19 protein-coding genes are annotated in these 18,472 nt (G+C 72.2%); 7 read left to right on the forward strand and 12 right to left on the reverse strand.

Going from position 1 to position 18,472, the window contains the following annotated elements; all coding sequences use genetic code 11:
- Nucleotides 1-26: 26 nt before the first annotated feature.
- The 4 genes from ABZX11_RS22600 to ccrA form a co-directional block, all read right to left on the reverse strand.
- On the reverse strand, nt 27-1,142 hold the full coding sequence (locus ABZX11_RS22600) for an adenylate/guanylate cyclase domain-containing protein (protein WP_354915903.1): 1,116 nt from the start codon (nt 1,140-1,142) through the stop codon (nt 27-29).
- A 1-nt stretch (nt 1,143) separates the two neighbouring features.
- Nucleotides 1,144-1,596 (reverse strand): universal stress protein, encoded by a 453-nt coding sequence (locus ABZX11_RS22605; protein ID WP_176172499.1) that lies wholly within the window; start codon nt 1,594-1,596, stop codon nt 1,144-1,146.
- Between the two features lie 93 nt (nt 1,597-1,689).
- Complete coding sequence (locus ABZX11_RS22610; protein WP_303247029.1) at nt 1,690-2,916, reverse strand: chromosome segregation protein; 1,227 nt, start codon at nt 2,914-2,916, stop codon at nt 1,690-1,692.
- Between the two features lie 184 nt (nt 2,917-3,100).
- Nucleotides 3,101-4,441, reverse strand: a complete 1,341-nt coding sequence (ccrA, locus tag ABZX11_RS22615) for a crotonyl-CoA carboxylase/reductase (protein ID WP_354915906.1) — start codon at nt 4,439-4,441, stop codon at nt 3,101-3,103.
- Between the two features lie 199 nt (nt 4,442-4,640).
- Between ccrA and ABZX11_RS22620 the strand changes: the two genes are divergently transcribed.
- The gene (locus tag ABZX11_RS22620) at nt 4,641-5,009 is read left to right on the forward strand and encodes an SPW repeat protein (RefSeq protein ID WP_354915909.1); all 369 of its coding nucleotides are present in this window, start codon (nt 4,641-4,643) and stop codon (nt 5,007-5,009) included.
- A gap of 19 nt (nt 5,010-5,028) precedes the next feature.
- Nucleotides 5,029-5,601, forward strand: a complete 573-nt coding sequence (locus ABZX11_RS22625) for a TetR/AcrR family transcriptional regulator (protein WP_354915912.1) — start codon at nt 5,029-5,031, stop codon at nt 5,599-5,601.
- Nucleotides 5,602-5,772: 171 nt separating this feature from the next.
- On the opposite strand, the gene mce is transcribed toward ABZX11_RS22625, so the two are convergent.
- A complete protein-coding gene (mce, locus tag ABZX11_RS22630; RefSeq protein ID WP_176172494.1) occupies nt 5,773-6,228 on the reverse strand; it encodes a methylmalonyl-CoA epimerase in 456 nt (151 codons plus the stop codon).
- A gap of 137 nt (nt 6,229-6,365) precedes the next feature.
- Here mce and ABZX11_RS22635 point away from each other — a divergent pair, with 137 nt between their 5' ends.
- The 3 genes from ABZX11_RS22635 to ABZX11_RS22645 all read left to right on the forward strand — a co-directional run bounded on the left by ABZX11_RS22635 (nt 6,366) and on the right by ABZX11_RS22645 (nt 9,507).
- Complete coding sequence (locus ABZX11_RS22635) at nt 6,366-7,553, forward strand: acetyl-CoA C-acetyltransferase (RefSeq protein ID WP_176172493.1); 1,188 nt, start codon at nt 6,366-6,368, stop codon at nt 7,551-7,553.
- Nucleotides 7,554-8,519 (forward strand): methylmalonyl Co-A mutase-associated GTPase MeaB, encoded by a 966-nt coding sequence (gene meaB, locus ABZX11_RS22640; RefSeq protein ID WP_354915916.1) that lies wholly within the window; start codon nt 7,554-7,556, stop codon nt 8,517-8,519.
- A gap of 262 nt (nt 8,520-8,781) precedes the next feature.
- Nucleotides 8,782-9,507, forward strand: coding sequence for a peptidylprolyl isomerase (locus ABZX11_RS22645; protein ID WP_176172491.1), 726 nt, complete (start codon nt 8,782-8,784; stop codon nt 9,505-9,507).
- A 323-nt stretch (nt 9,508-9,830) separates the two neighbouring features.
- Here ABZX11_RS22645 and ABZX11_RS22650 read toward each other — a convergent pair whose 3' ends face one another.
- The gene (locus ABZX11_RS22650) at nt 9,831-11,213 is read right to left on the reverse strand and encodes a PLP-dependent aminotransferase family protein (RefSeq protein WP_176172490.1); all 1,383 of its coding nucleotides are present in this window, start codon (nt 11,211-11,213) and stop codon (nt 9,831-9,833) included.
- Between the two features lie 46 nt (nt 11,214-11,259).
- Between ABZX11_RS22650 and ABZX11_RS22655 the strand changes: the two genes are divergently transcribed.
- Together ABZX11_RS22655 and ABZX11_RS22660 are read left to right on the forward strand one after the other, a co-directional pair.
- Entirely contained in the window at nt 11,260-11,721 is a 462-nt protein-coding gene (locus ABZX11_RS22655; RefSeq protein ID WP_176172489.1) for a carboxymuconolactone decarboxylase family protein, read from the forward strand.
- Nucleotides 11,718-12,455, forward strand: coding sequence for an isocitrate lyase/phosphoenolpyruvate mutase family protein (locus ABZX11_RS22660; protein ID WP_354915921.1), 738 nt, complete (start codon nt 11,718-11,720; stop codon nt 12,453-12,455). Before ABZX11_RS22655 ends, ABZX11_RS22660 begins: the two co-directional genes overlap by 4 nt.
- A 68-nt stretch (nt 12,456-12,523) precedes the next feature.
- Here ABZX11_RS22660 and ABZX11_RS22665 read toward each other — a convergent pair whose 3' ends face one another.
- From ABZX11_RS22665 to ABZX11_RS22690, 6 genes are all read right to left on the reverse strand, one after another.
- Nucleotides 12,524-14,134, reverse strand: a complete 1,611-nt coding sequence (locus ABZX11_RS22665) for a cation acetate symporter (RefSeq protein ID WP_176172487.1) — start codon at nt 14,132-14,134, stop codon at nt 12,524-12,526.
- On the reverse strand, nt 14,131-14,490 hold the full coding sequence (locus tag ABZX11_RS22670; RefSeq protein WP_176172486.1) for a DUF485 domain-containing protein: 360 nt from the start codon (nt 14,488-14,490) through the stop codon (nt 14,131-14,133). Before ABZX11_RS22670 ends, ABZX11_RS22665 begins: the two co-directional genes overlap by 4 nt.
- A 70-nt stretch (nt 14,491-14,560) precedes the next feature.
- On the reverse strand, nt 14,561-16,285 hold the full coding sequence (locus ABZX11_RS22675) for a cation acetate symporter (protein ID WP_176172485.1): 1,725 nt from the start codon (nt 16,283-16,285) through the stop codon (nt 14,561-14,563).
- On the reverse strand, nt 16,285-16,632 hold the full coding sequence (locus tag ABZX11_RS22680) for a hypothetical protein (RefSeq protein ID WP_354915926.1): 348 nt from the start codon (nt 16,630-16,632) through the stop codon (nt 16,285-16,287). Before ABZX11_RS22680 ends, ABZX11_RS22675 begins: the two co-directional genes overlap by 1 nt.
- Nucleotides 16,629-17,384 carry a LytTR family DNA-binding domain-containing protein gene (locus tag ABZX11_RS22685; RefSeq protein WP_176172483.1) on the reverse strand — a complete coding sequence of 252 codons (756 nt, stop codon included), beginning with the start codon at nt 17,382-17,384 and terminating at the stop codon, nt 16,629-16,631. The genes ABZX11_RS22680 and ABZX11_RS22685 overlap by 4 nt, the downstream gene beginning before the upstream one ends.
- Nucleotides 17,381-18,433, reverse strand: a complete 1,053-nt coding sequence (locus ABZX11_RS22690; RefSeq protein WP_354915929.1) for a histidine kinase — start codon at nt 18,431-18,433, stop codon at nt 17,381-17,383. Before ABZX11_RS22690 ends, ABZX11_RS22685 begins: the two co-directional genes overlap by 4 nt.
- Nucleotides 18,434-18,472 lie beyond the last annotated feature (39 nt).

The following is an 18,472-nucleotide window of genomic DNA, read 5'->3' on the forward strand; positions in this document are numbered from 1 at the left end:
CCGCGAGGAGGGATTCTACCGACCTGTCAGAGCTTGTGGCGCCGACGGCGGCGGGGGCGTGGCTCGGTCACCTGGTCCTCCGGCGGCTCCTCCCGGGGCGCCGGGTCCGTCAGGCCCAGCATCTCAGCCGCCAGCTGCTGGGAACTGGCGAACATGCCCGTCGGGGCGGCGCTCGCGCGGCGCAGGGCCGCCGGGCGGAGGCGGTTGTAGCCGCGGACCGTCACCGGTCTGCGGGGGCGGAGGTCGTACGCCTTCTCCTCCGCCAGTTCGTTCGCCAGTTCGCGGTCGACCAGGATCGTGCCCGGGCGGGCCACCGACGTCAGGCGGGCCGCCAGGTTGACCACCGAGCCGTAGACGTCGCCGAAGCGCGACAGGATGCGGCCCGACGCCATGCCCGCGCGGACCGCCGGCAGCGTCTCGTCCGCCGATGTGCGCTCGGTCAGCGTCAGGGCGATCTCCGCCGCGTCGACCGGGGTGTCCGCCACGAACAGGACCTCGTCGCCGATCATCTTCACCACGCGGCCGTGGTGCTCGGCGATCACCTCCGTGGCCAGGGTCTCGAACGCGTCGAGCACGCGGCTCAGCTCGTCCTCGCCGATCTGGCGCGTCAGGCGCGTGTAGCCCACCATGTCGACGAACCCGACCACCTCGGTGCGGGCCTCCAGGTGCTCGTCCGAAGCCGCGAACGCGCGGCCGGCGTACGCGGCCAGGTGGCGGCGCCAGACGAAGTTCTGCACCTGCTCCAGCTCGGGCAGCAACCGGTCGACCAGGCGCGTCACCTGGCGCTCGCTGCGGCCGAGCTCCGGCTGGTCCCGGATCAGCTGCCACAGCATGTCGACCTGCCACTCGGCCAGCCGCGACAGGTGCTGGCCGAGCGCGCGCGTCACCGACACCTCGATGCTCGGGTCGATCAGGCCGGACTGGACCAGCTGGTCGGCGGTCCGCATCGCCTCGACGTCGGCGTCGGTGAAGACCACCTCGTCGTCGCGGACCGTCGCGAACCCCAGTGCGCGCCAGAGCCGGCGTGACCGCTCGTCGGGCACGCCGGCCTTCTCCGCCACCTCGAGCCGGGTGTACTTCCGCCGGCCGCCGAGCAGGACGCGTTCGAGCCGCTGCTGAAGTTCCTCGCTCGGATCGGTCACGTCAGGTCGTGTGGACGATCAGCACGTCCACGCCGGACTTGCGGGCCACCTCGGACGGCACCGAGCCCAGGATCCGGCCGGCGATCGTGTTCAGCCCGCGGTTGCCGACCACCAGCAGGTCGGCCTCGCGCTCCTTGACCACCTTGCGCAGGGAGTCGACCGGGTCGCCCTTGACCGCGACCGTGTCGATCTTCTCCGCACCCGCGCGTGCCGCCCGGTCCCGCGCCGACTGCAGGGTGTCTTCGGCCGGGGCCGAGCCCACGACCTGGTACGCCTCATCGCCGAGGGCGTCTTGAGCCTTCTCGACGTCGGACTGGCTCGCCGGGTAGAACGCACACGCGATGACGAGCGTGGCGCCCGCGTCGCCGGCGACCGCCGCCGCGCGGTCCACCGCCGCGAACGAAGACTCCGAGCCGTCCGTGCCCACCACCACGGTCCGATATGCCGCACCCATGCGCAAAACCTCCAGGTGATCCCGCGTGAGCAGGGACGATAGCCGGTCGGTACCGACCGCGCAGGCTCGTCCGCGCCCGTGTCGGGTGGAAGGTTACTCGCCAGTCGGTTTCTGCGCTCCGGTCGCCCGCGGCGCCGGCTTCGGCGCCGGTTTGGGTGCCGGTTTCACCGCGGGCTTGATCGCGGGCTTGGCCGACGGCTTCGCCGGGGGCTTCGGCACGTCGGAGGCGCGGATCCGGATCGTCTCCTCGACGTCGGGGACCCGGACCGTCTTCTCGGTCTCGTCCTCGGCATCCGGCTTCGGGTCCGTCTTGGCGTCCGCGACCAGGTCGGCCTTGACGTCGGCGGGAACCTTCACGTCGTTGCCGAGCACGGTGTGCGCCTCGGCCAGCACGGCCCGCGCCGCGCGCACCTGCTCGGCCAGCCCGCCGCGCACCTTCCGCAGTGCGTCGACCCGCTCGTTCGCCTGGGTGATCCGCCGGTTGGACTCCTCCGTGGCCGACGTCACGCGGCGCCGAGCCTCGTCGGCGGCCTCCGCGAGCCGGGCGTTGGCCTCGGTGATCGAGTCCTGACGGCGCTTGTTCGCCTCCGCGACCGACTCCCGCTGACGGCGGTCGATGTCGGCCTTCGCGGCCTTCTCCTCTTCGAGGACCTTCGCGCGGATGTCGGCGGCGTCCTGCGTGGCCTCCTGGACGCGCCGCGCGGCTTCGGCCTTGCTCGCCGCCTCCTGCTCCGCCAGCACCCGCATCGCCTCGGTGCGGCGCGCGGCCATCGCGATCTCGAAGTCCTCTTCGACCTTGGTGCGGCGCTCCGACGACTCCGTGTCGAGCCGCTTGCGCTCGGCCTCGGCCTCGTCGGTGATCTTCTTCGCCTCCGCGCGGGCGTCTTCGAGCACCTTGCGGTGCTCCGCCTCCATCTCCTTGCGGCGCAGGTCGAGCTCGGTGAGCAGCTGCTCGTAGCGCGCCCGCATGGCGCTGGCGTCCGTCTCGGCCTTGGCCCGGATGTGCCCGGCCTCGGCTTCGGCGCGGGCGCGCGTGTCCGCGGATTCGTCCTGGGCCAGGCGCAGCATCCGCTGCAGCCGTTCGGACAGGCCTTCGACGCTCGTCGGCGGCTGGGCGAGCCGATCGACCTGCCCGCGCAGGTCCGCGATCTCGCCGCGCGCGATCTCCAGCTGACGGGCGAGGTCGCCCGCCTGCGCGATGGCGGCGTCCCGATCCGCGGTGAGCATCTTCAGATCGGCGTCCAGCCGTTCGAGGTGCTCGTCGACCTGCGCTCGGCTGTACCCGCGCTTCGCCACGTCGAAGCCGGCTCCCAGCGGCACAAGCTCCCGTTCATCGCCAAGGCTCATGGCGCCTACCGTAGCCGCAGTCCGGTCACGGAAGGGTGAGCACCCGTGCCGTGCGCCGAACGCGCCGTCTGCCGCGGCGAAAGGAACCGCCCGGATCGGGCGGTTCCTCGCCGGTTCCCGACGCCGGGAGCGGGACGGCTCCCGGCCTGGTCACGGGTCAGGCGCCGCGGAAGGCGTTGATGCCCTCGATGTGCTTCGCGCGCTTCTCTTCGTCGCGGACGCCGAGGCCCTCCTGCGGGGCGAGGGCGAGCACGCCGACCTTCCCCTGGTGCGCGTTGCGGTGCACGTCCAGCGCGGCCTGCCCGGTCTCTTCGAGCGAGTAGGTCTTCGACAGCGTCGGGTGGATGAGGCCCTTGGCGATCAGCCGGTTCGCTTCCCACGACTCGCGGTAGTTCGCGAAGTGGGAGCCGATGATCCGCTTCAGGTTCATCCACAGGTAGCGGTTGTCGTACTGGTGCATGTACCCCGAGGTCGACGCGCAGGTGACGATCGTGCCGCCCTTGCGCGCGGCGTAGACGGACGCGCCGAAGGTCTCCCGGCCCGGGTGCTCGAACACGATGTCCGGGTCATCGCCGCCGGTCAGCTCGCGGATCTTCGCGCCGAAGCGCTGCCACTCCTTCGGGTCCTGCTCGGTGTCGTTCTTCCAGAACCGGTAGTCCTCGGCGCTGCGGTCGATGATCAGCTCGGCGCCGAGCTTCCGGCAGATCGCCGCCTTCTCGGGGCTGGACACGACGCAGACGGGGATGGCCCCGCCGTTCAGCGCGTACTGCGTCGCGTAGGAGCCGAGGCCGCCCGAGGCGCCCCAGATCAGGACGACGTCACCCTGCTTCATGTCCGCGCCGTTGCGCGAGACGAGCTGCCGGTAGGCGGTGGAGTTCACCAGACCGGGGGAGGCGGCCTCCTCCCAGGTCAGGTGGTCCGGCTTCGGCATCAGCTGGTTGGCCTTGACCAGCGCGATCTCGGCGAGGCCGCCGAAGTTCGTCTCGAAGCCCCAGATCCGCTGCTCGGTGTCGAGCATGGTGTCGTTGTGCCCGTCCGGGCCCTCGAGCTCGACGTTCAGGCAGTGCGCGACGACCTCGTCACCGGGCTTCCAGTTGTGCACGCCGACCCCGGTCCGCAGCACGACACCGGACAGGTCCGAGCCCACGACGTGGTACGGCAGGTCGTGCCGCTTGGCCAGCGGCGAGAGCTTCCCGTACTTCTTCAGGAACTTGAACGTCGGGATGGGCTCGAAGATCGAGGTCCAGACGGTGTTGTAGTTGATGGCGCTCGCCATGACGGCGACCAGCGCCTCGCCCGGCCCCAGCTCGGGCACGGGCACGTCGTCGACGTGCAGCGACTTGCGCGGGTCCTTGTCCCGGCTCTCGAGGCCCTCGAACATGTCGACCTCGTCCGCGTGCACGGTGACCCCGCGGTAGCTCTCGGGCACGGGCAAGGACCCGACCGCGGCGGACTCGCCGTTCAGGATGGCCTGCTGGATCTCGCCGAGCTGCGTCATCGGTTCCTCCGCGGAGATGGGGGGGCGTTGGCGGCAGAAATTACTCGCCGGTAACACGCGCCCACAACTGTACGAGACGGACAGCACGATTACACGCGGAACTGTGACGCACCAATCTTGACCGGCTGGCCAGTCAAGCGGATCATCGATGGTGGGTACACCGCCCGACCAGCAGTTTCACCGACGGAGGTGAGCACGAATGAGTGAAGTCTCTAAGCGCGCGTGGACCCGGCCCCACGACTGGGCCGAGGTCGTCATCGGGGTGGTCGCCGCTCTTTCACCCCTTTGGCTGAGCACGGACACGACCGCGATGTGGACGATGGTCGTCCTGGGCGCGCTGATCGCACTCGACGGCCTGGTTTCGCTGGCGATGCCGGGCATGGTCTACGGCGAAGGCATCCAGATCGCGCTCGGCGTGCTGTTGTTCATCGCGCCGTGGGTGATGGGGTACACGGAGTTCAACGGCGCGTCCTGGACGTCCTGGATCGCCGGGGTGCTGGTGGTCATTGCCGGTGCGGCGGCGATGCCGGTCGCGAACGCCGCGCACCGCACGGCCGGGCAGCACTGACGACGCAGGAGGCACGGGCATGACCGAGGATTCGGCGAAGGAGCGCATTCTCTGCGCCGCCGAGGCGCTCTTCGCCGAGTCCGGCTTCGACGCCACCCCGACTTCGCGCATCGCGGAGCGCGCCGGGGTGCCGAAGGGGCTGGTGCACTACTACTTCCGCCACAAGTCCGACCTGCTGACGGCCCTGGTCGAGCGCTTGCCGGACGAGCGTATCGAGCCGGCGGTGGTCGTCGTGCCGGGCGACCTGGCGGGCAGCCTGCGCCGGTTGGTCCGCGAGCTCGACCACCGGTTCAGCAGGTCGCTGGGCCTGTCGCACCTGCTGTGGCGCGAGGCGGACACGCACCACGCGGTCCGCGACGCCCTGCACGAGCGGTTCCAGGTGCTGGTCCGCCAGGTCCGCGCGGTGATCGTCGCGGCAACGGGCGGCGGCTTGCCGACGGCCGACGTCGAGCGGGCGTCGGGCTTGCTGGCCCGCGCGGTCAGCCACCGGCACGCGACGGCCCGGCACTCGGAGGACGACCTGCCGGCGGAGTTCGACGGCGAGCTGACGTTCATCGCGGACGCGCTCGCGTCGAAGGCCGCACCGGCCTAGCCCGGATCGGCGCGCCGGCCCTGCCTGGGTCGGCGCGTCGGCCTTGCCCGGGTCGGCGTGCTGGCCTTGCCCGGATCGGCGCCGGCCTTGCCTGGGTCGGCGTGCCGGCCGTGCGCCCGTTCGGCGTCACGGGCGTGCGGCCGGCGCCCCGATCCTTTGTGCCGGGCCGAGTCAGTGCTCCGTGGCGCCCTTGGCCGGCTCGACCAGTTCCACGAGCACGCCGCCCGCGTCCTTCGGGTGGACGAAGTTCACCCGGCTGTTCGAGGTACCCCTCTTCGCCTCCTCGTACAGCATGCGCAGGCCCTTCTCGCGCAGGGCCGCCGCCGCGGCGTCCACATCGGACACCCGGTACGCCAGCTGCTGCAGGCCCGGGCCGCTCTTGGCCAGGAACTTGCCGATCGCCGAGTCTTCGCGCAGCGGGGCCAGGAGCTGGATCTGCGTCTCCGTGCCCGCCGTGCCCGGGGCGCGCAGCATCGCCTCGCGGACTCCCTGCTCCTCGTTCACCTCCTCGTGCGCGACCTCCAGTCCGAAGTGCGCGCGGTGGAACTCGATGGCCGCGTCCAGGTCCGGGACCGCGATGCCGACGTGGTCGATGGCCGTCACGAACGGCCGCAGGGCGTCATCCATGGAGGCAGGATAGGGGGCCCGCGCGCCGCGACGAGGCGGATTCGTCGCGTGCCCCGCCTCACACTGGCTCCATCAAGAAGCCCTGCTCCCGGGTATGGTCGGAAAAACTGCCCATGCGCCGATGCTTGGAGGACGCCGTGTCCGGTTCCGTGATCCTGGGTGCCGCCCGTACGCCGATCGGGCGCCTGCTGGGCTCCCTCAAGGACTTCACGGGCGCCCAGCTGGGCGGGGTCGCGATCAAGGCGGCCCTCGAACGCGCCGGGGTCTCCCCGGACGCGGTGCAGTACACGATCATGGGCCAGGTGCTCACCGCCGGCGCCGGCCAGATCCCGGCCCGCCAGGCCGCCGTCGCCGCGGGCATCCCGATGAGCGTGCCCGCGCTGACCATCAACAAGGTCTGCCTCTCCGGCCTCGACGCCATCGCCCTCGCCGACCAGCTCATCCGTGCCGGCGAGTTCGACCTCGTCGTCGCCGGCGGCCAGGAGTCGATGACCCAGGCACCGCACCTGCTGCCCAAGTCCCGCTCCGGCTTCAAGTACGGCGACACCACGCTCGTCGACCACATGGCCTACGACGGCCTCTTCTGCGCCTTCGACCAGGTCGCCATGGGTGCCTCGACGGAGAAGTACAACGCCCGCTACGGCGTCACCCGCGAGCAGCAGGACGCCTTCTCCGCCCGCTCCCACCAGCGCGCCGCCGAGGCGATCAAGAACGGCTACTTCGCCGACGAGATCGCGCCGGTCTCCATCCCGCAGCGCAAGGGCGACCCGGTCGTCTTCGACACCGACGAGGGCGTCCGCGCCGACACGACCGCCGAAGGCCTCGCCAAGCTGCGCCCGGCCTTCGCCTCCGACGGCACCATCACCGCCGGCTCGGCCTCGCAGATCTCCGACGGCGCCGCCGCGGTCGTCGTGGCCAGCAAGGCCAAGGCCGAGGAGCTCGGGATCACGCCGCTGGCCGAGATCGGCGCGCACGGTGTCGTCGCCGGGCCCGACGCGAGCCTGCACGAGCAGCCGTCGAACGCCATCCTCGCCGCCCTGGCGAAGGCGAACCTGACCGCCGACGCGCTCGACCTCGTCGAAATCAACGAGGCCTTCGCCGCCGTCGGGCTCGTCTCCACCGAGAAGCTCGGCCTCGACCCGGAGAAGGTCAACGTCAACGGCGGCGCCATCGCCCTCGGCCACCCGATCGGCGCCTCCGGCGCCCGGCTCGCGGTGCACCTGATCCACGAGCTGCGCCGCCGCGGCGGCGGGCTCGGCGCGGCCGCGCTGTGCGGTGGCGGCGGCCAGGGCGACGCCCTCCTGCTGCGGGTGCCGTCGGCGTAAGTGGCCGGACCACTCGACCTCGACGACCTCGTCGGCCGCGCGCGGGACGGCCAACCCCGTGCCGTCGCGCGGCTGCTGTCGCTCGTCGAGGACGCCCACCCGCGCGTCGCGGAGATCGCGCGGGCGCTGACCCCGCACACCGGGCGGGCCCGGGTCGTCGGGCTCACCGGACCGCCGGGAGTCGGCAAGTCGACATCGACCTCGGCGCTGCTCACCGCGTTGCGCGCGGAGGGCAAGCGGGTCGGCGTGCTGGCCATCGACCCGTCTTCGCCGTTTTCGGGCGGGGCGCTGCTCGGCGACCGGATCCGGATGACCGAGCACGCCACCGACCCCGGGGTGTTCATCCGCTCGATGGCCACCCGCGGGCACCTCGGCGGGCTCTCCTGGGCGACCCCGCAGGCGGTGCGCGTGCTGGACGCGGCCGGGTTCGACGTCGTGCTGATCGAGACCGTCGGCGTCGGGCAGTCCGAAGTGGACGTCGTGAAACTCGCCGACACCACGGTGGTGCTGCTCGCCCCGGGCATGGGCGACGGCATCCAGGCGGCGAAGGCCGGCGTGCTGGAGATCGCCGACGTCTTCGTCGTGAACAAGGCGGACCGCGACGGCGCCGACGCCACCGTGCACGACCTCAAGCAGATGATTTCCCTGGCGCGCCGGGAGATCCGGGGGCCGAGCTGGCGCCAGCCGATCGTGCGGACCGTCGCGGCGAAGGGGGAGGGCGTCGACGACGTCGTCCGGGCGCTGGGCGCGCACCACGACTGGCTGGCCGAGCACGACGAGCTGGCCCGGCGCCGGGTGGCGCGGGCGCGGGACGAGGTCGAGGCCATCGCGCTCCGGCAGCTTCGGGCGGAGCTCGTCGACCTGCGCGGCGGAGGGCGGCTCGCCGGGGTGGCCGAGCGGGTCGTGGCGCGGGAACTGGACCCGTTCGCCGCCGCCGAGGAACTGATCGCGGACCTGCGCGGGTAGTGCGGACGCGAGCCGCGTCAGCAGAAACCGTGCCAGCGCAACGGTTCTCCGCCGGATCTCCATGGTGCTCTCCCCTCGTGGACGGCGGGTTTGCCGTGTGCCGACCATCGTGCGCCGGGGGTCCGACAATTTCCGGGGTGCGGGCGCCGAGGTTCACCCGACCGGCTGACGTGGGGCGACTTTCGCCGGTTCTGGCTGTCGGTGCCGGGCCCTAGACTGCGGGGCGCTCCGGAACCGGGCGATCACTGGGAGGGCGTGCAGCATGAAGAGGACACTTCTCACCGCGCTGGCGGCGGGCGCGTTGTTCGTGGCGGGGAACGGCGTCGCCGCGGCGGCCGACGCCCCGCCGCCGAAGACGACGCACGGGCCCTGCCAGTACACCGAAACCCCGGACGAGCCGCCCGCGCGGCCGGTCCCGCTGCCGCCCGACCCGCGGCACACGCCGGACCGCGGCAAGGTCGACGTCGCCGTGCCGACCAGCCAGGGCGCGCTGCCGCTGCGGCTGGACCGGGCGAAGGCGCCGTGCACCGTGCAGAGCTTCCTGCACCTGGCGCGGCACCGGTTCTACGACCACACGGTGTGCCACCGGCTGACCGCGTACCCGACGTTGAAGGTGCTGCAGTGCGGTGACCCGACGGCGACCGGGGAAGGCGGGCCGGGCTACAAGTACAAGGACGAGCTGCCGGTCGACCTGCCGCCGGCCCCGACCGACCCGACCGGCGCCCGGCGGGTCTACGCGCGCGGGCTGCTCGCGATGGCCAACGCGGGGCCGGACACGAATGGTTCGCAGTTCTTCGTCGTGTACGGCGATTCCGCGCTGCGGCCGAACTACACGGTGTTCGGCACGGTCGGTGCGGAAGGGCTGAAGACGCTGGACAAGGTCGCGGCCGGCGGGATCCAGCCGACCGCGGAGGACCCGGCGCCGGTCGACGGGACGCCGGTGCTGCGGACGGAACTGCTCCGGGTCCGGCCGGACTGCTGGTTCTGACGGTGGCCGCGGGCCGCTCCGGTGGGGCGGCCCGCGGGCATCACCTGTGCTTGGCGGGGTATCTCGCGTGATTGGGCGGGCTTCATGCGTGATTGAGGGGGCATCACGTGTGATTGAAGGGGTATCACGTGTGATTGGGAGGTCGACTCGCGTGATCGGAGGGTCGACTCGCGTACCGGGAGAGTCGGACCGCGCATCTGGAGGGTCGGATCGCGTGCCTGGAGGGTCGGTTGGCGTGATTGGAGGCGGGAGTCGCGTGTTTGGGGGCGGGACTCGCGTGTCTGGGGGCGGGAGTTGCGTGTTTGGGGGCGGGAGTTGGGGTGTCAGGGGGTTATTTCGGCTAGGGCTTCCACCAGGTTTTGGGTTGCTCCGGTGAAGGCGTGGGATGGGGTTGCCGCGTAGCCGACGATGAGGCCGCCGGGGCCGTCGGGGGTCATCCAGTGGCCGGACAGGCCTTCGATGCCGATTGCGCGGCGGCGGCAGGCCGCCAGGGCGGTGGCCTCGGAAGGGCCGTCCGGGGGCAGCATGAGGAGCAGGTGCAGGCCGGCCGCGATGCCGTGCGGGCGGACCGAGTCCGGTAGTGCGGCCAGGAGGCGGGTGCGGCGGGAGCGGTACTCGGCGCGGCTGCGGCGGACGTGCCGGTCGTACGCGCCCGAGTCGATCAGCTCGGCCAGTGCCAGCTGGTTCAGCAACGCCGGGCGCGAGCCGCTTTCGGCCATCGCTGCGCGGACCGGCTCCACCAGCGACCGCGGCAGCACCAGCCAGGCCAGGCGGAGGGCCGGGGCGAGCGTCTTGCTGGCCGTGCCCGCGTACACCACCCGCTCCGGCGCCAACGCCTGCAACGCCCCGACCTGCTGGCGGTCGAAGCGGAACTCGCCGTCGTAGTCGTCCTCGAGCACGAACGCGCCGGATTCGCTCGCCCAGCGGGTCAGCGCCGCCCGGCGGGGCGGCGCGAGCGTGACGCCGGTCGGGTACTGGTGCGCCGGGGTGACGACCACCGCCGGACTGTCCAAAGCGGACACGTCGAGGCCGTGGCCGTCGACGTCCACCCCGACGATCCGCGGGCCCTGCGCCGCCGCGATCGACCGGTACATCCCCAGCGACGGGTTCTCGAACGCCATTTCCCTCGTACCCAACGAGAACAGCGCCCGCGACACCACCGCGATGGCGTGCGAATACCCGTGGCACACCACGATCCGCGCCGGGTCGGCGACCACCCCGCGCGCCCGCGCGAGGTAGCCGGCGAGGGTGTCCCGCAGCTCCGGCGCGCCCAGCTCCGACTCGTACCCGAACGCCGACGCCGGCGTCCGCAGCAGGGCCCGGCGGGTCGCGGTCAGCCACGCCTGCCGCGGGAAGGCCGTCAGGTCCGGACGGCCCGGCCGCAGGTCCCACCGCGGCGCCGGGTCGCGCGGGGCCTGCCGCGGCGCGGACTGGGGGAGCGAACCCGCGGTCGCCACCCGGGTCGGCGCGCCCTGTGCCGTGCGCAGGTACCCCTCGGCGGCCAGATCGGCGTACACGCGGGTGACCGTGCCGCGGGCGACGCCGAGGTCGTGGGCCAGCGCGCGGGTCGAGGGCACCGCCGCGCCCGCCTGCCACCGGCCGTCCCGGATGGCCGCGCGGATCGCCGCCGCGAGCCCGGCGCGGCCGGACGCGGGCTGCCAGCCGAGGTGCACGTCGAGCCCGGAACTGGACCACGAATCCGTCATGCGACTGGACCATACCCGTGGACCAGTTCGCACTAGCGTGGACGCCATGACCAAGCGAATCGCGCTCGGGGGCGCTCCCGAGCTCTACCAGGCGATGGCGAACCTGCAGGCCGAGGTGAACAAGGCCGGCGCCAACGCGGGGCTCGACCCCAAGCTGCTGGAACTGGTGAAGACCCGCGCGTCGCAGCTCAACGGCTGCGCGTACTGCCTCGACATGCACTCCCGCGACGCGCTCGAGCTGGGCGAGTCGCCGCGGCGGCTGTTCGTGCTCGACGGCTGGCGCGAGACCGACCTGTTCACCGAGCAGGAGCAGGCCGCCCTCGCCCTCACCGAAGCGATGACCAAGCTCTCCGCGACGCAGACCGTTCCGGACGACGTCTACGAGCAGGCCGCGAAGGTCTTCACCGAGGACCAGTACCGCGCGGTCGCGTGGGAGGTCATCGCCATCAACAGCTGGAACCGGATGACCATCACCAGCCACACGCCGCTGCCGAAGCGGGACGCGTGAGCGCCGCCGCGCTCCGGGCGCTGCACGTCCCCGGCAAGCCCCTGGTGCTCGCGAACGTCTGGGACGCCGACACCGCGAAGCTCGTCGAGGCCGCCGGGTTCCCCGCCGTCGCGACCAGCTCGGTCGCGGTGGCGGCCGCGCTCGGGTTCGCCGACGGCGAGCAGGCCCCCGCGGCCGAGATGTTCGCCGCCGCCGCGCGGATCGCCAAGGCGGTCGGCGTCCCGGTCACCGTCGACGCCGAGTCGGGCTACGGCCTCTCCGGCGCCGAACTGGCGGCCCGGCTGCTCGACGCCGGTGCTGTCGGCTGCAACTTCGAGGACACCGACCACGCCACCGGTGACGTGCGGCCGGTCGAGGCGCAGGCGGCCCGGATCGCCGCGCTGCGCGAGGCGGCGGGTGACGGCCTGGTGATCAACGCCCGCGTCGACTCCTTCCGCGGCGTGGACCCGCAGGAGGCGCTCGAAGCCGGTGTCGCCAGGGCCAAGGCGTACCTCGAAGCGGGCGCCGACTGCGTCTACCCGATCCACCTGCGGACGCCGGAGCTGATCGCGGAGTTCGTGCGGGAGACCGGCGGCGCGGTCAACACGGCCGCCTGGCCGGGCGGCCCGGGCCTGGAGAGCCTCGCCGATCTGGGGGTGGCGAGGATTTCGCTGGGCGGCGGGCTCTGGCAGCACCTCCGCAAGCAGCTGGAAAGCACGCTCAAGAGCGTTGCCGAGGGCAAGCTGCCGTATTGAAGAATGGCCGAAGGCCGCCGCGAGGGGATCGGGAACACCCTCGCGACGGCCTTCGGTGTCGGTGAAACCTAGTGGACGACGGCCTTCTCGGCGCCCGCACCGGTCAGGGAGCGGACCTCCATCTCGGCGTACTTCTTCTCGTCGTGCTCCTTGGACAGAACCGTGCCCAGCCAGCCGAGGATGAACGCGGCCGGGATCGAGACGATGCCCGGGTTGCTCAGCGGGAACCAGGCGAAGTCGGCGGTCTTGATCATCGACGTCGGCTTGCCCGACACCGCCGGCGAGAAGATGATCAGCACGATGGTGATGGCCAGGCCGCCGTAGATCGACCACAGCGCGCCCTGGGTGTTGAACCGCTTCCAGAACAGCGAGTAGAGGATCGTCGGCAGGTTCGCCGATGCCGCGACCGCGAAGGCCAGCGCCACCAGGAAGGCCACGTTCTGCCCGTTGGCCAGGATGCCGCCGCCGATGGCGAGGGCGCCGATCACCACCGCGGTGATCCGGGCGACCTTGACCTCCGAGTCCGGCGACGTCTTGCCGCGCTTGACGACGTTCGCGTAGACGTCGTGGGCGAAGGACGCCGACGCCGTGATCGTCAGGCCGGCGACGACCGCGAGGATCGTCGCGAAGGCGACCGCGGAGATCAGGCCCAGCAGCACCGGCCCGCCCAGCTCCAGCGCCAGCAGCGGGGCCGCCGAGTTCACGCCGCCCGGCGCCTTCTTGATCGCGTCCGGCCCGACCAGTGCACCGGCGCCGTAGCCCAGCACCAGCGTGAACAGGTAGAACACGCCGATCAGCACGATCGCCCAGACCACCGAACGACGGGCGTCGCGGGCCGTCGGGACGGTGTAGAAGCGCATCAGCACGTGCGGCAGGCCGGCCGTGCCCAGCACCAGCGCGATGCCGAGGGACAGGAAGTCCAGCTTCGACGTGCCGGTGGCGCCGTACTGCTTGCCCGGGCCGAGCAGCGTCTGCCCGGCCTTGCCCGCCTTGTCGACGGCGGCCTGCAGCAGCTGCGAGAAGTTGAAGCCGTACTTGCCGAGCACCCACAGGGTGATCACGAGCGCGCCGACGATGAGCAGCCCCGCCTTGATGATCTGCACCCAGGTGGTGCCCTTCATGCCGCCGATCAGCACGTAGGCGATCATGATGACGCCGACCACGGCGATGACCAGCGCCTGCGCGCCGCTGCCTTCGACGCCGAGCAGCAGCGCCACCAGGCCACCGGCGCCCGCCATCTGCGCCAGCAGGTAGAAGAACGACACGGCCAGCGTCGACGTCGCGGCCGCGGCCCGCACCGGACGCTGCTTCATCCGGAAGGCCAGCACGTCGCCCATGGTGAACTTGCCGGTGTTGCGCAGCAGTTCCGCGACCAGCAGCAGCGCGACGAGCCACGCCACCAGGAAGCCGATGGAGTAGAGGAAGCCGTCGTAGCCGTTGATCGCGATCGCGCCGGCGATGCCGAGGAACGACGCCGCCGACAGGTAGTCACCCGAGATGGCGATGCCGTTCTGCGGGCCGGTGAACGCGCGGCCGGCGGCGTAGTAGTCCGACGCCGTCTTCGTGTTGCGGCTGGCCCGGAACACGATCACCAGGGTGATGACCACGAACAGAGCGAAGATGCCGATGTTGAGGAGCGGGTTGCTGCCCTCAACGCTCGCGGCGAGGGTGGCATTCATTCGTGCTCCTTCGCAGTGCCCTTTTCGATGTCTTCACGGATCTTCTCGGCCACCGGGTCCAGCTTCCGGTTCGCGTACCGGACGTAGAGGCCGGTGATCACGAACGTCGAGACGAACTGCAGCAGGCCGAAGATCAGGCCGACGTTGATGTTGCCGAACACCTTCGTGCTCATGAAGCCGTGCGCGTAGTCCGCGAGGAGCACGTACAGCAGGTACCAGAGGAGGAACACCGCCGTCATGGGGAAGACGAACCGGCGCAGGCGGCTGCGCAGCTCCCGGAACTCGGTGCTTTCGTGCGCCTTCTCCCAGAGGGTGTCCGAAGTTTCGGGGGGCCCGCCGGTGTCGGTCGTGCTCATCGCTGCTCCCTGCGACGCTGCGGAAAGTGACCTGGGACACCGTAGGGACGTGTGAGTCTCGCGTGAAGATTCAGCGGTTCAACAGCCGGGTCAGACGACGAACGGTTGACGAACGGTCGCGCGGTCCGGTCGAACGGGGTTCGTCCAGGTGGAGGCGGAGCATGGCCGCCGTCGACCAGCCGGGGGGCCTGCCCCGCAGGGAGACCAGCGCCATTACGCCGAACGCCAAGGGTACCGACCAGGGTGCCGGTTGCTGGACCAGGATGGCCACCCAGCCGTGCAGCGGCGGCCCGGCCAGCGCGAACAGGATCGAGCCGGACGAGGCCACCAGCCCGGCCAGCACGCCGGCGATCCCGCCGTTCGCAGTCAGCCGCGGCCACCAGATGCCGAGCACCAGCAGCGGGCAGAACGTCGACGCGGCCACCGTGAACCCCCAGGTGACCAGGACGCCGGCGTCGAGCTCGGCCGAGCGCAGCGCCAGCAGCACCATCGCCCCGGCGACGCCGAACACCGCGATCCGCAGCCGCCGCAGGCCGCCGGGGACGAGGTCGTGCGCGAGCGCCCCGGACATCACCAGCAGCAGGCCGAGCGACGTCGCCAGGAACGCGGCGAACGCGCCCGCGGTCAGCAGCGCCGTGAACAGGCCACCCGCCCAGCCACTGTCCACTTGGTACGGCAGGGCGACGACCACGGTGTCGGTGGCGCCGGAAAGGTACAGCCCCGGGACGAGAACGCGGCCCAGGACGCCGTAGATGCCGGGGAAGAGGTAGAACACGCCGAGCAGCGCGACCGTGATCGCGGCGGTGCGGCGCGCGGCGCGGCCGTCCGGGCTGGTGTGGAAGCGCATCAGCACGTGCGGCAGGCCCATCGTGCCGAGCATGGTCGCGATGAGCACGGCCCAGGTGCCGAGCAGCGGGTAGCCCTGGTCGCCGAGGTCGAGCAGCGGGCGCCGCCAGTCCGGGCCGCCCAGCGCGGCGCCGCCGCGGACCGCGGGGACGGCCGCGCCCGTGCCGAACACGACCTCGTCCTGGCTGTGCGCGGTGAACTCGCCCGGCGGCAGCGTTTCGACGACGCCGTTGCGCCGCACCGGTGTCGGCTCGCGGATCTCCATGGTCACGTCGACCTCGAACCGCACCGGCGTCTCGCGGGCGAAGTGGGTGAACTCGACGGGGTTGAGCGCGTCGGTCCGGTTGACCGCGCCCGCCTGCAGCGTCAGCCAGATCGCCGGGATGAGGAACAGCAGCAGCTTGAGGACGAACTGGAACGCCTGCACGTACGTCGCCGCGCGCATGCCGCCCAGTGCCAGGGTGACGCTGACCGCGGCGCCGGCCAGCACCACACCGACCCAGTACTGCGTGCCGCCGACCGCGGCGAGCACCAGGCCGGCGGTACGGAACTGGGGGACGACGTAGATCGTGCCGATCACCAGCACGACGACCGCGGCCAGGCGGCGCAGCGCGGGGGAGTTGAGCCGGGCTTCGGCGAAGTCGGGGACGGTCAGCGCACCCGAGCGCCGCATCGGCGCGGCGACGAGCACCAGCATCGCGATGTAGCCCGCGGTGAACCCGACCGGGTACCACAGCGCCCCGATCCCGTCCTTGACGACGAGCCCGGCGATGCCGAGGAACGACGCCGCCGAGAGGTATTCGCCCGAGACGGCGGCCGAGTTCACCAGCGGCGAGATCCGGCGGGACGCCACGAGGAAGTCCGACGTCGTGCGCATCGCGGCAACCCCGCGGACGCCGATCAGCAGCGTCACGAGCACGACCGGTGCGACGGCGAGGGCGACGCCCACTACTCGTCCTCGATGCGCTCGGCGCGGCGCAGCTGCCAGCGGGCCAGCAGCGCCATCGCGGGGTAGGGGAAGACGGCGAGCAGCAGCCAGGACAGCGGGATGCCCAGCAGGCGCACGGTGTCCAGGGCGGGGAAGAGCGCGAAGACGCCGGGGAGGCCGAGCAGCAACGCGAACATGAGCACCAGCGCGGGAATCCCGCGACGGCGCTGGGCGGCGTAGAGAGCGGTGGCCCGCTGGGTGTCGGCCGCGGGCAGCCGCGGCTGGCGCCAGCGGCCGCGCGACCGGCGGCGGGCGTGGGCGAGCCGGGTCTGCGGGCTGGTCACGGCGACCCGGCGGATCCTGCTCATCGCGAACCCGAGCCGAGCTGGCCGCGCTGCGCGGCTTCCAGCAGCCGGTCGCGCAGGTCACGGGCGTGGCGGCGGCTGACCGGGACGTCCCCCGCTTCGGTGTGGGCCAGCAGGCCGCCCGCCGTGTCGCTGCGCAGCTCCAGCACCGCACCCACGGCCAGCAGGAAACCCCGGTGCACCCGGCTGAACCCGGTGCCCTCCCAGTACTCCTCGAGCCGCGAGATCGGCATCCGCACCAGGTGGACCCCGCCGCGCGTGTGCAGGCGGACGTAGTCGCCGTGGGCCTCCACGAACAGGACGTCGTCGCGGCGGACGTACCGGGTCCGCCCGCCCGACTCGACCGGCAGTGCCGCCATCGCGTCCGGGGTCGGCCGGGACGCCGGGGTCGCCATCTTGAGCACCTTCGCCAGCGCCGCGGCCAGCCGTTCGGTACGGACCGGCTTGAGCAGGTAGTCGACGGCGCCGATGCCGTACGCCGCGACCGCGTGCCCGTCGTGCGCCGTGACGAACACGATCACCGGCGGCTCGCTCAGCTTCGCCAGCAGGGACGCCAGTTCGAGCCCGTCGAGGCCGGGCATGGAGATGTCGAGGAACACCGCGTCGAAGCGATCCGCCTGAAGCAGCTTCAACGCCTTCAGCGCGTCAGCCGCCCCGACGACTTCGCCGACTTCGGGCGCTTCGCGCAGCATGCGGCAGAGCTCGTCCAGCGCGGGCGGCAGGTCGTCGACCGCCAGCACGCGAAGCCCCGTCACGGCAGCACCCCCGGCTGGAACCGCGGCACCCGCACGATCACCCGGGTGCCGGCGCCGACCTCGGTTTCCACGGTGAGGCCGTACCAGGCGCCGTAGACGTCCCGCAGCCGTCTGTCCACATTGGCCAGACCGAGCCCGGCCGGGTCGTCCTCGCCGGTGCGCCCGGCCAGGATGTCCGCCGCCCGTTCCGGGTCCATGCCGACGCCGTCGTCCTCGACGAAGATCACGCAGTCGTTCCCTTCCGCCTGGCCGTGCACCTGGACCTGCCCGGTGCCCGACCGCGGCTCGATGCCGTGCCGGATCGCGTTCTCGACCAACGGTTCCAGCACCAGGTACGGCACCGCGACGGCGAGGATCTCCGGCGCGACCCGCACCTGGACGCGCAGCCGTTCCCCGAGCACCGCCTTCTGCAGCGCCAGGTACGTCTCGATCGCGCGGAACTCTTCGGCGACCACGGTGTACTCGCCGTGGCGAGCCAGGCTGTAGCGGGTGTAGTCGGCGAAGTCGAGCATGAGGTCGCGGGCGCGGTCGGGGTCCGAGCGCACCAGCGACGCGATGACCGTGAGGGCGTTGTAGACGAAGTGCGGTGACATCTCCGCCCGCAGCGCCCGCAGTTCGGCCTGGGCGGCCTGTTCCGCCGACGCCTCCAGCCGCCCGCGCTCGAGCGCCTGCACGACGAGGTCGGCGGCCTGGGCCGCGGCCGCGTCCCGGACGTCCCCGACGACCAGCAGCGCCCCGGCGAGCTCGTCGCGGACGTGCAGCGGCAGCACCAACACGTCGGGGGCCGAGCCGGGTTCCTCGCTGTGCAGCACGCCGTCGAGCACCTGCGCGACGACCGCGTCCGGCCCCGGCCGCCCCGACCACAGCAGCGAGCCGGACAGGTCGGTGAGGCCGAGGCCAGGGAAGCCGAAGAGCCGCCGCAGGCGGTGCGCCGCGCGGCGGGCCGGCGTTCCGGCCAGGCCGTCGCGCAGGTCGTCGGTGATCCGGCGGGCGGCGGCGAGCACCGGCAGCGGGTCGGCGCGGGACGCCGGGCGCAGGTGCACGGTCATCGGGCCCTCCCCTCGGGCGACGGTGTCCAGGGCAGTAGA

Source organism: Amycolatopsis sp. NPDC004169 (assembly GCF_040610315.1).
GTDB lineage: Bacteria > Actinomycetota > Actinomycetes > Mycobacteriales > Pseudonocardiaceae > Amycolatopsis.

Excerpts from the sequence above, each read along its gene's own strand:
- ABZX11_RS22605 (WP_176172499.1), bottom strand. The coding sequence starts at position 1,596 with ATGGGTGCGGCATATCGGACCGTGGTGGTGGGCACGGACGGCTCGGAG.
- ccrA (WP_354915906.1), bottom strand. The coding sequence starts at position 4,441 with ATGACGCAGCTCGGCGAGATCCAGCAGGCCATCCTGAACGGCGAGTCC.
- ABZX11_RS22620 (WP_354915909.1), top strand. The coding sequence starts at position 4,641 with ATGAGTGAAGTCTCTAAGCGCGCGTGGACCCGGCCCCACGACTGGGCC.
- ABZX11_RS22625 (WP_354915912.1), top strand. The coding sequence starts at position 5,029 with ATGACCGAGGATTCGGCGAAGGAGCGCATTCTCTGCGCCGCCGAGGCG.
- mce (WP_176172494.1), bottom strand. The coding sequence starts at position 6,228 with ATGGATGACGCCCTGCGGCCGTTCGTGACGGCCATCGACCACGTCGGC.
- ABZX11_RS22645 (WP_176172491.1), top strand. The coding sequence starts at position 8,782 with ATGAAGAGGACACTTCTCACCGCGCTGGCGGCGGGCGCGTTGTTCGTG.
- ABZX11_RS22650 (WP_176172490.1), bottom strand. The coding sequence starts at position 11,213 with ATGACGGATTCGTGGTCCAGTTCCGGGCTCGACGTGCACCTCGGCTGG.
- ABZX11_RS22655 (WP_176172489.1), top strand. The coding sequence starts at position 11,260 with ATGACCAAGCGAATCGCGCTCGGGGGCGCTCCCGAGCTCTACCAGGCG.
- ABZX11_RS22665 (WP_176172487.1), bottom strand. The coding sequence starts at position 14,134 with ATGAATGCCACCCTCGCCGCGAGCGTTGAGGGCAGCAACCCGCTCCTC.
- ABZX11_RS22670 (WP_176172486.1), bottom strand. The coding sequence starts at position 14,490 with ATGAGCACGACCGACACCGGCGGGCCCCCCGAAACTTCGGACACCCTC.
- ABZX11_RS22680 (WP_354915926.1), bottom strand. The coding sequence starts at position 16,632 with ATGAGCAGGATCCGCCGGGTCGCCGTGACCAGCCCGCAGACCCGGCTC.
- ABZX11_RS22690 (WP_354915929.1), bottom strand. The coding sequence starts at position 18,433 with ATGACCGTGCACCTGCGCCCGGCGTCCCGCGCCGACCCGCTGCCGGTG.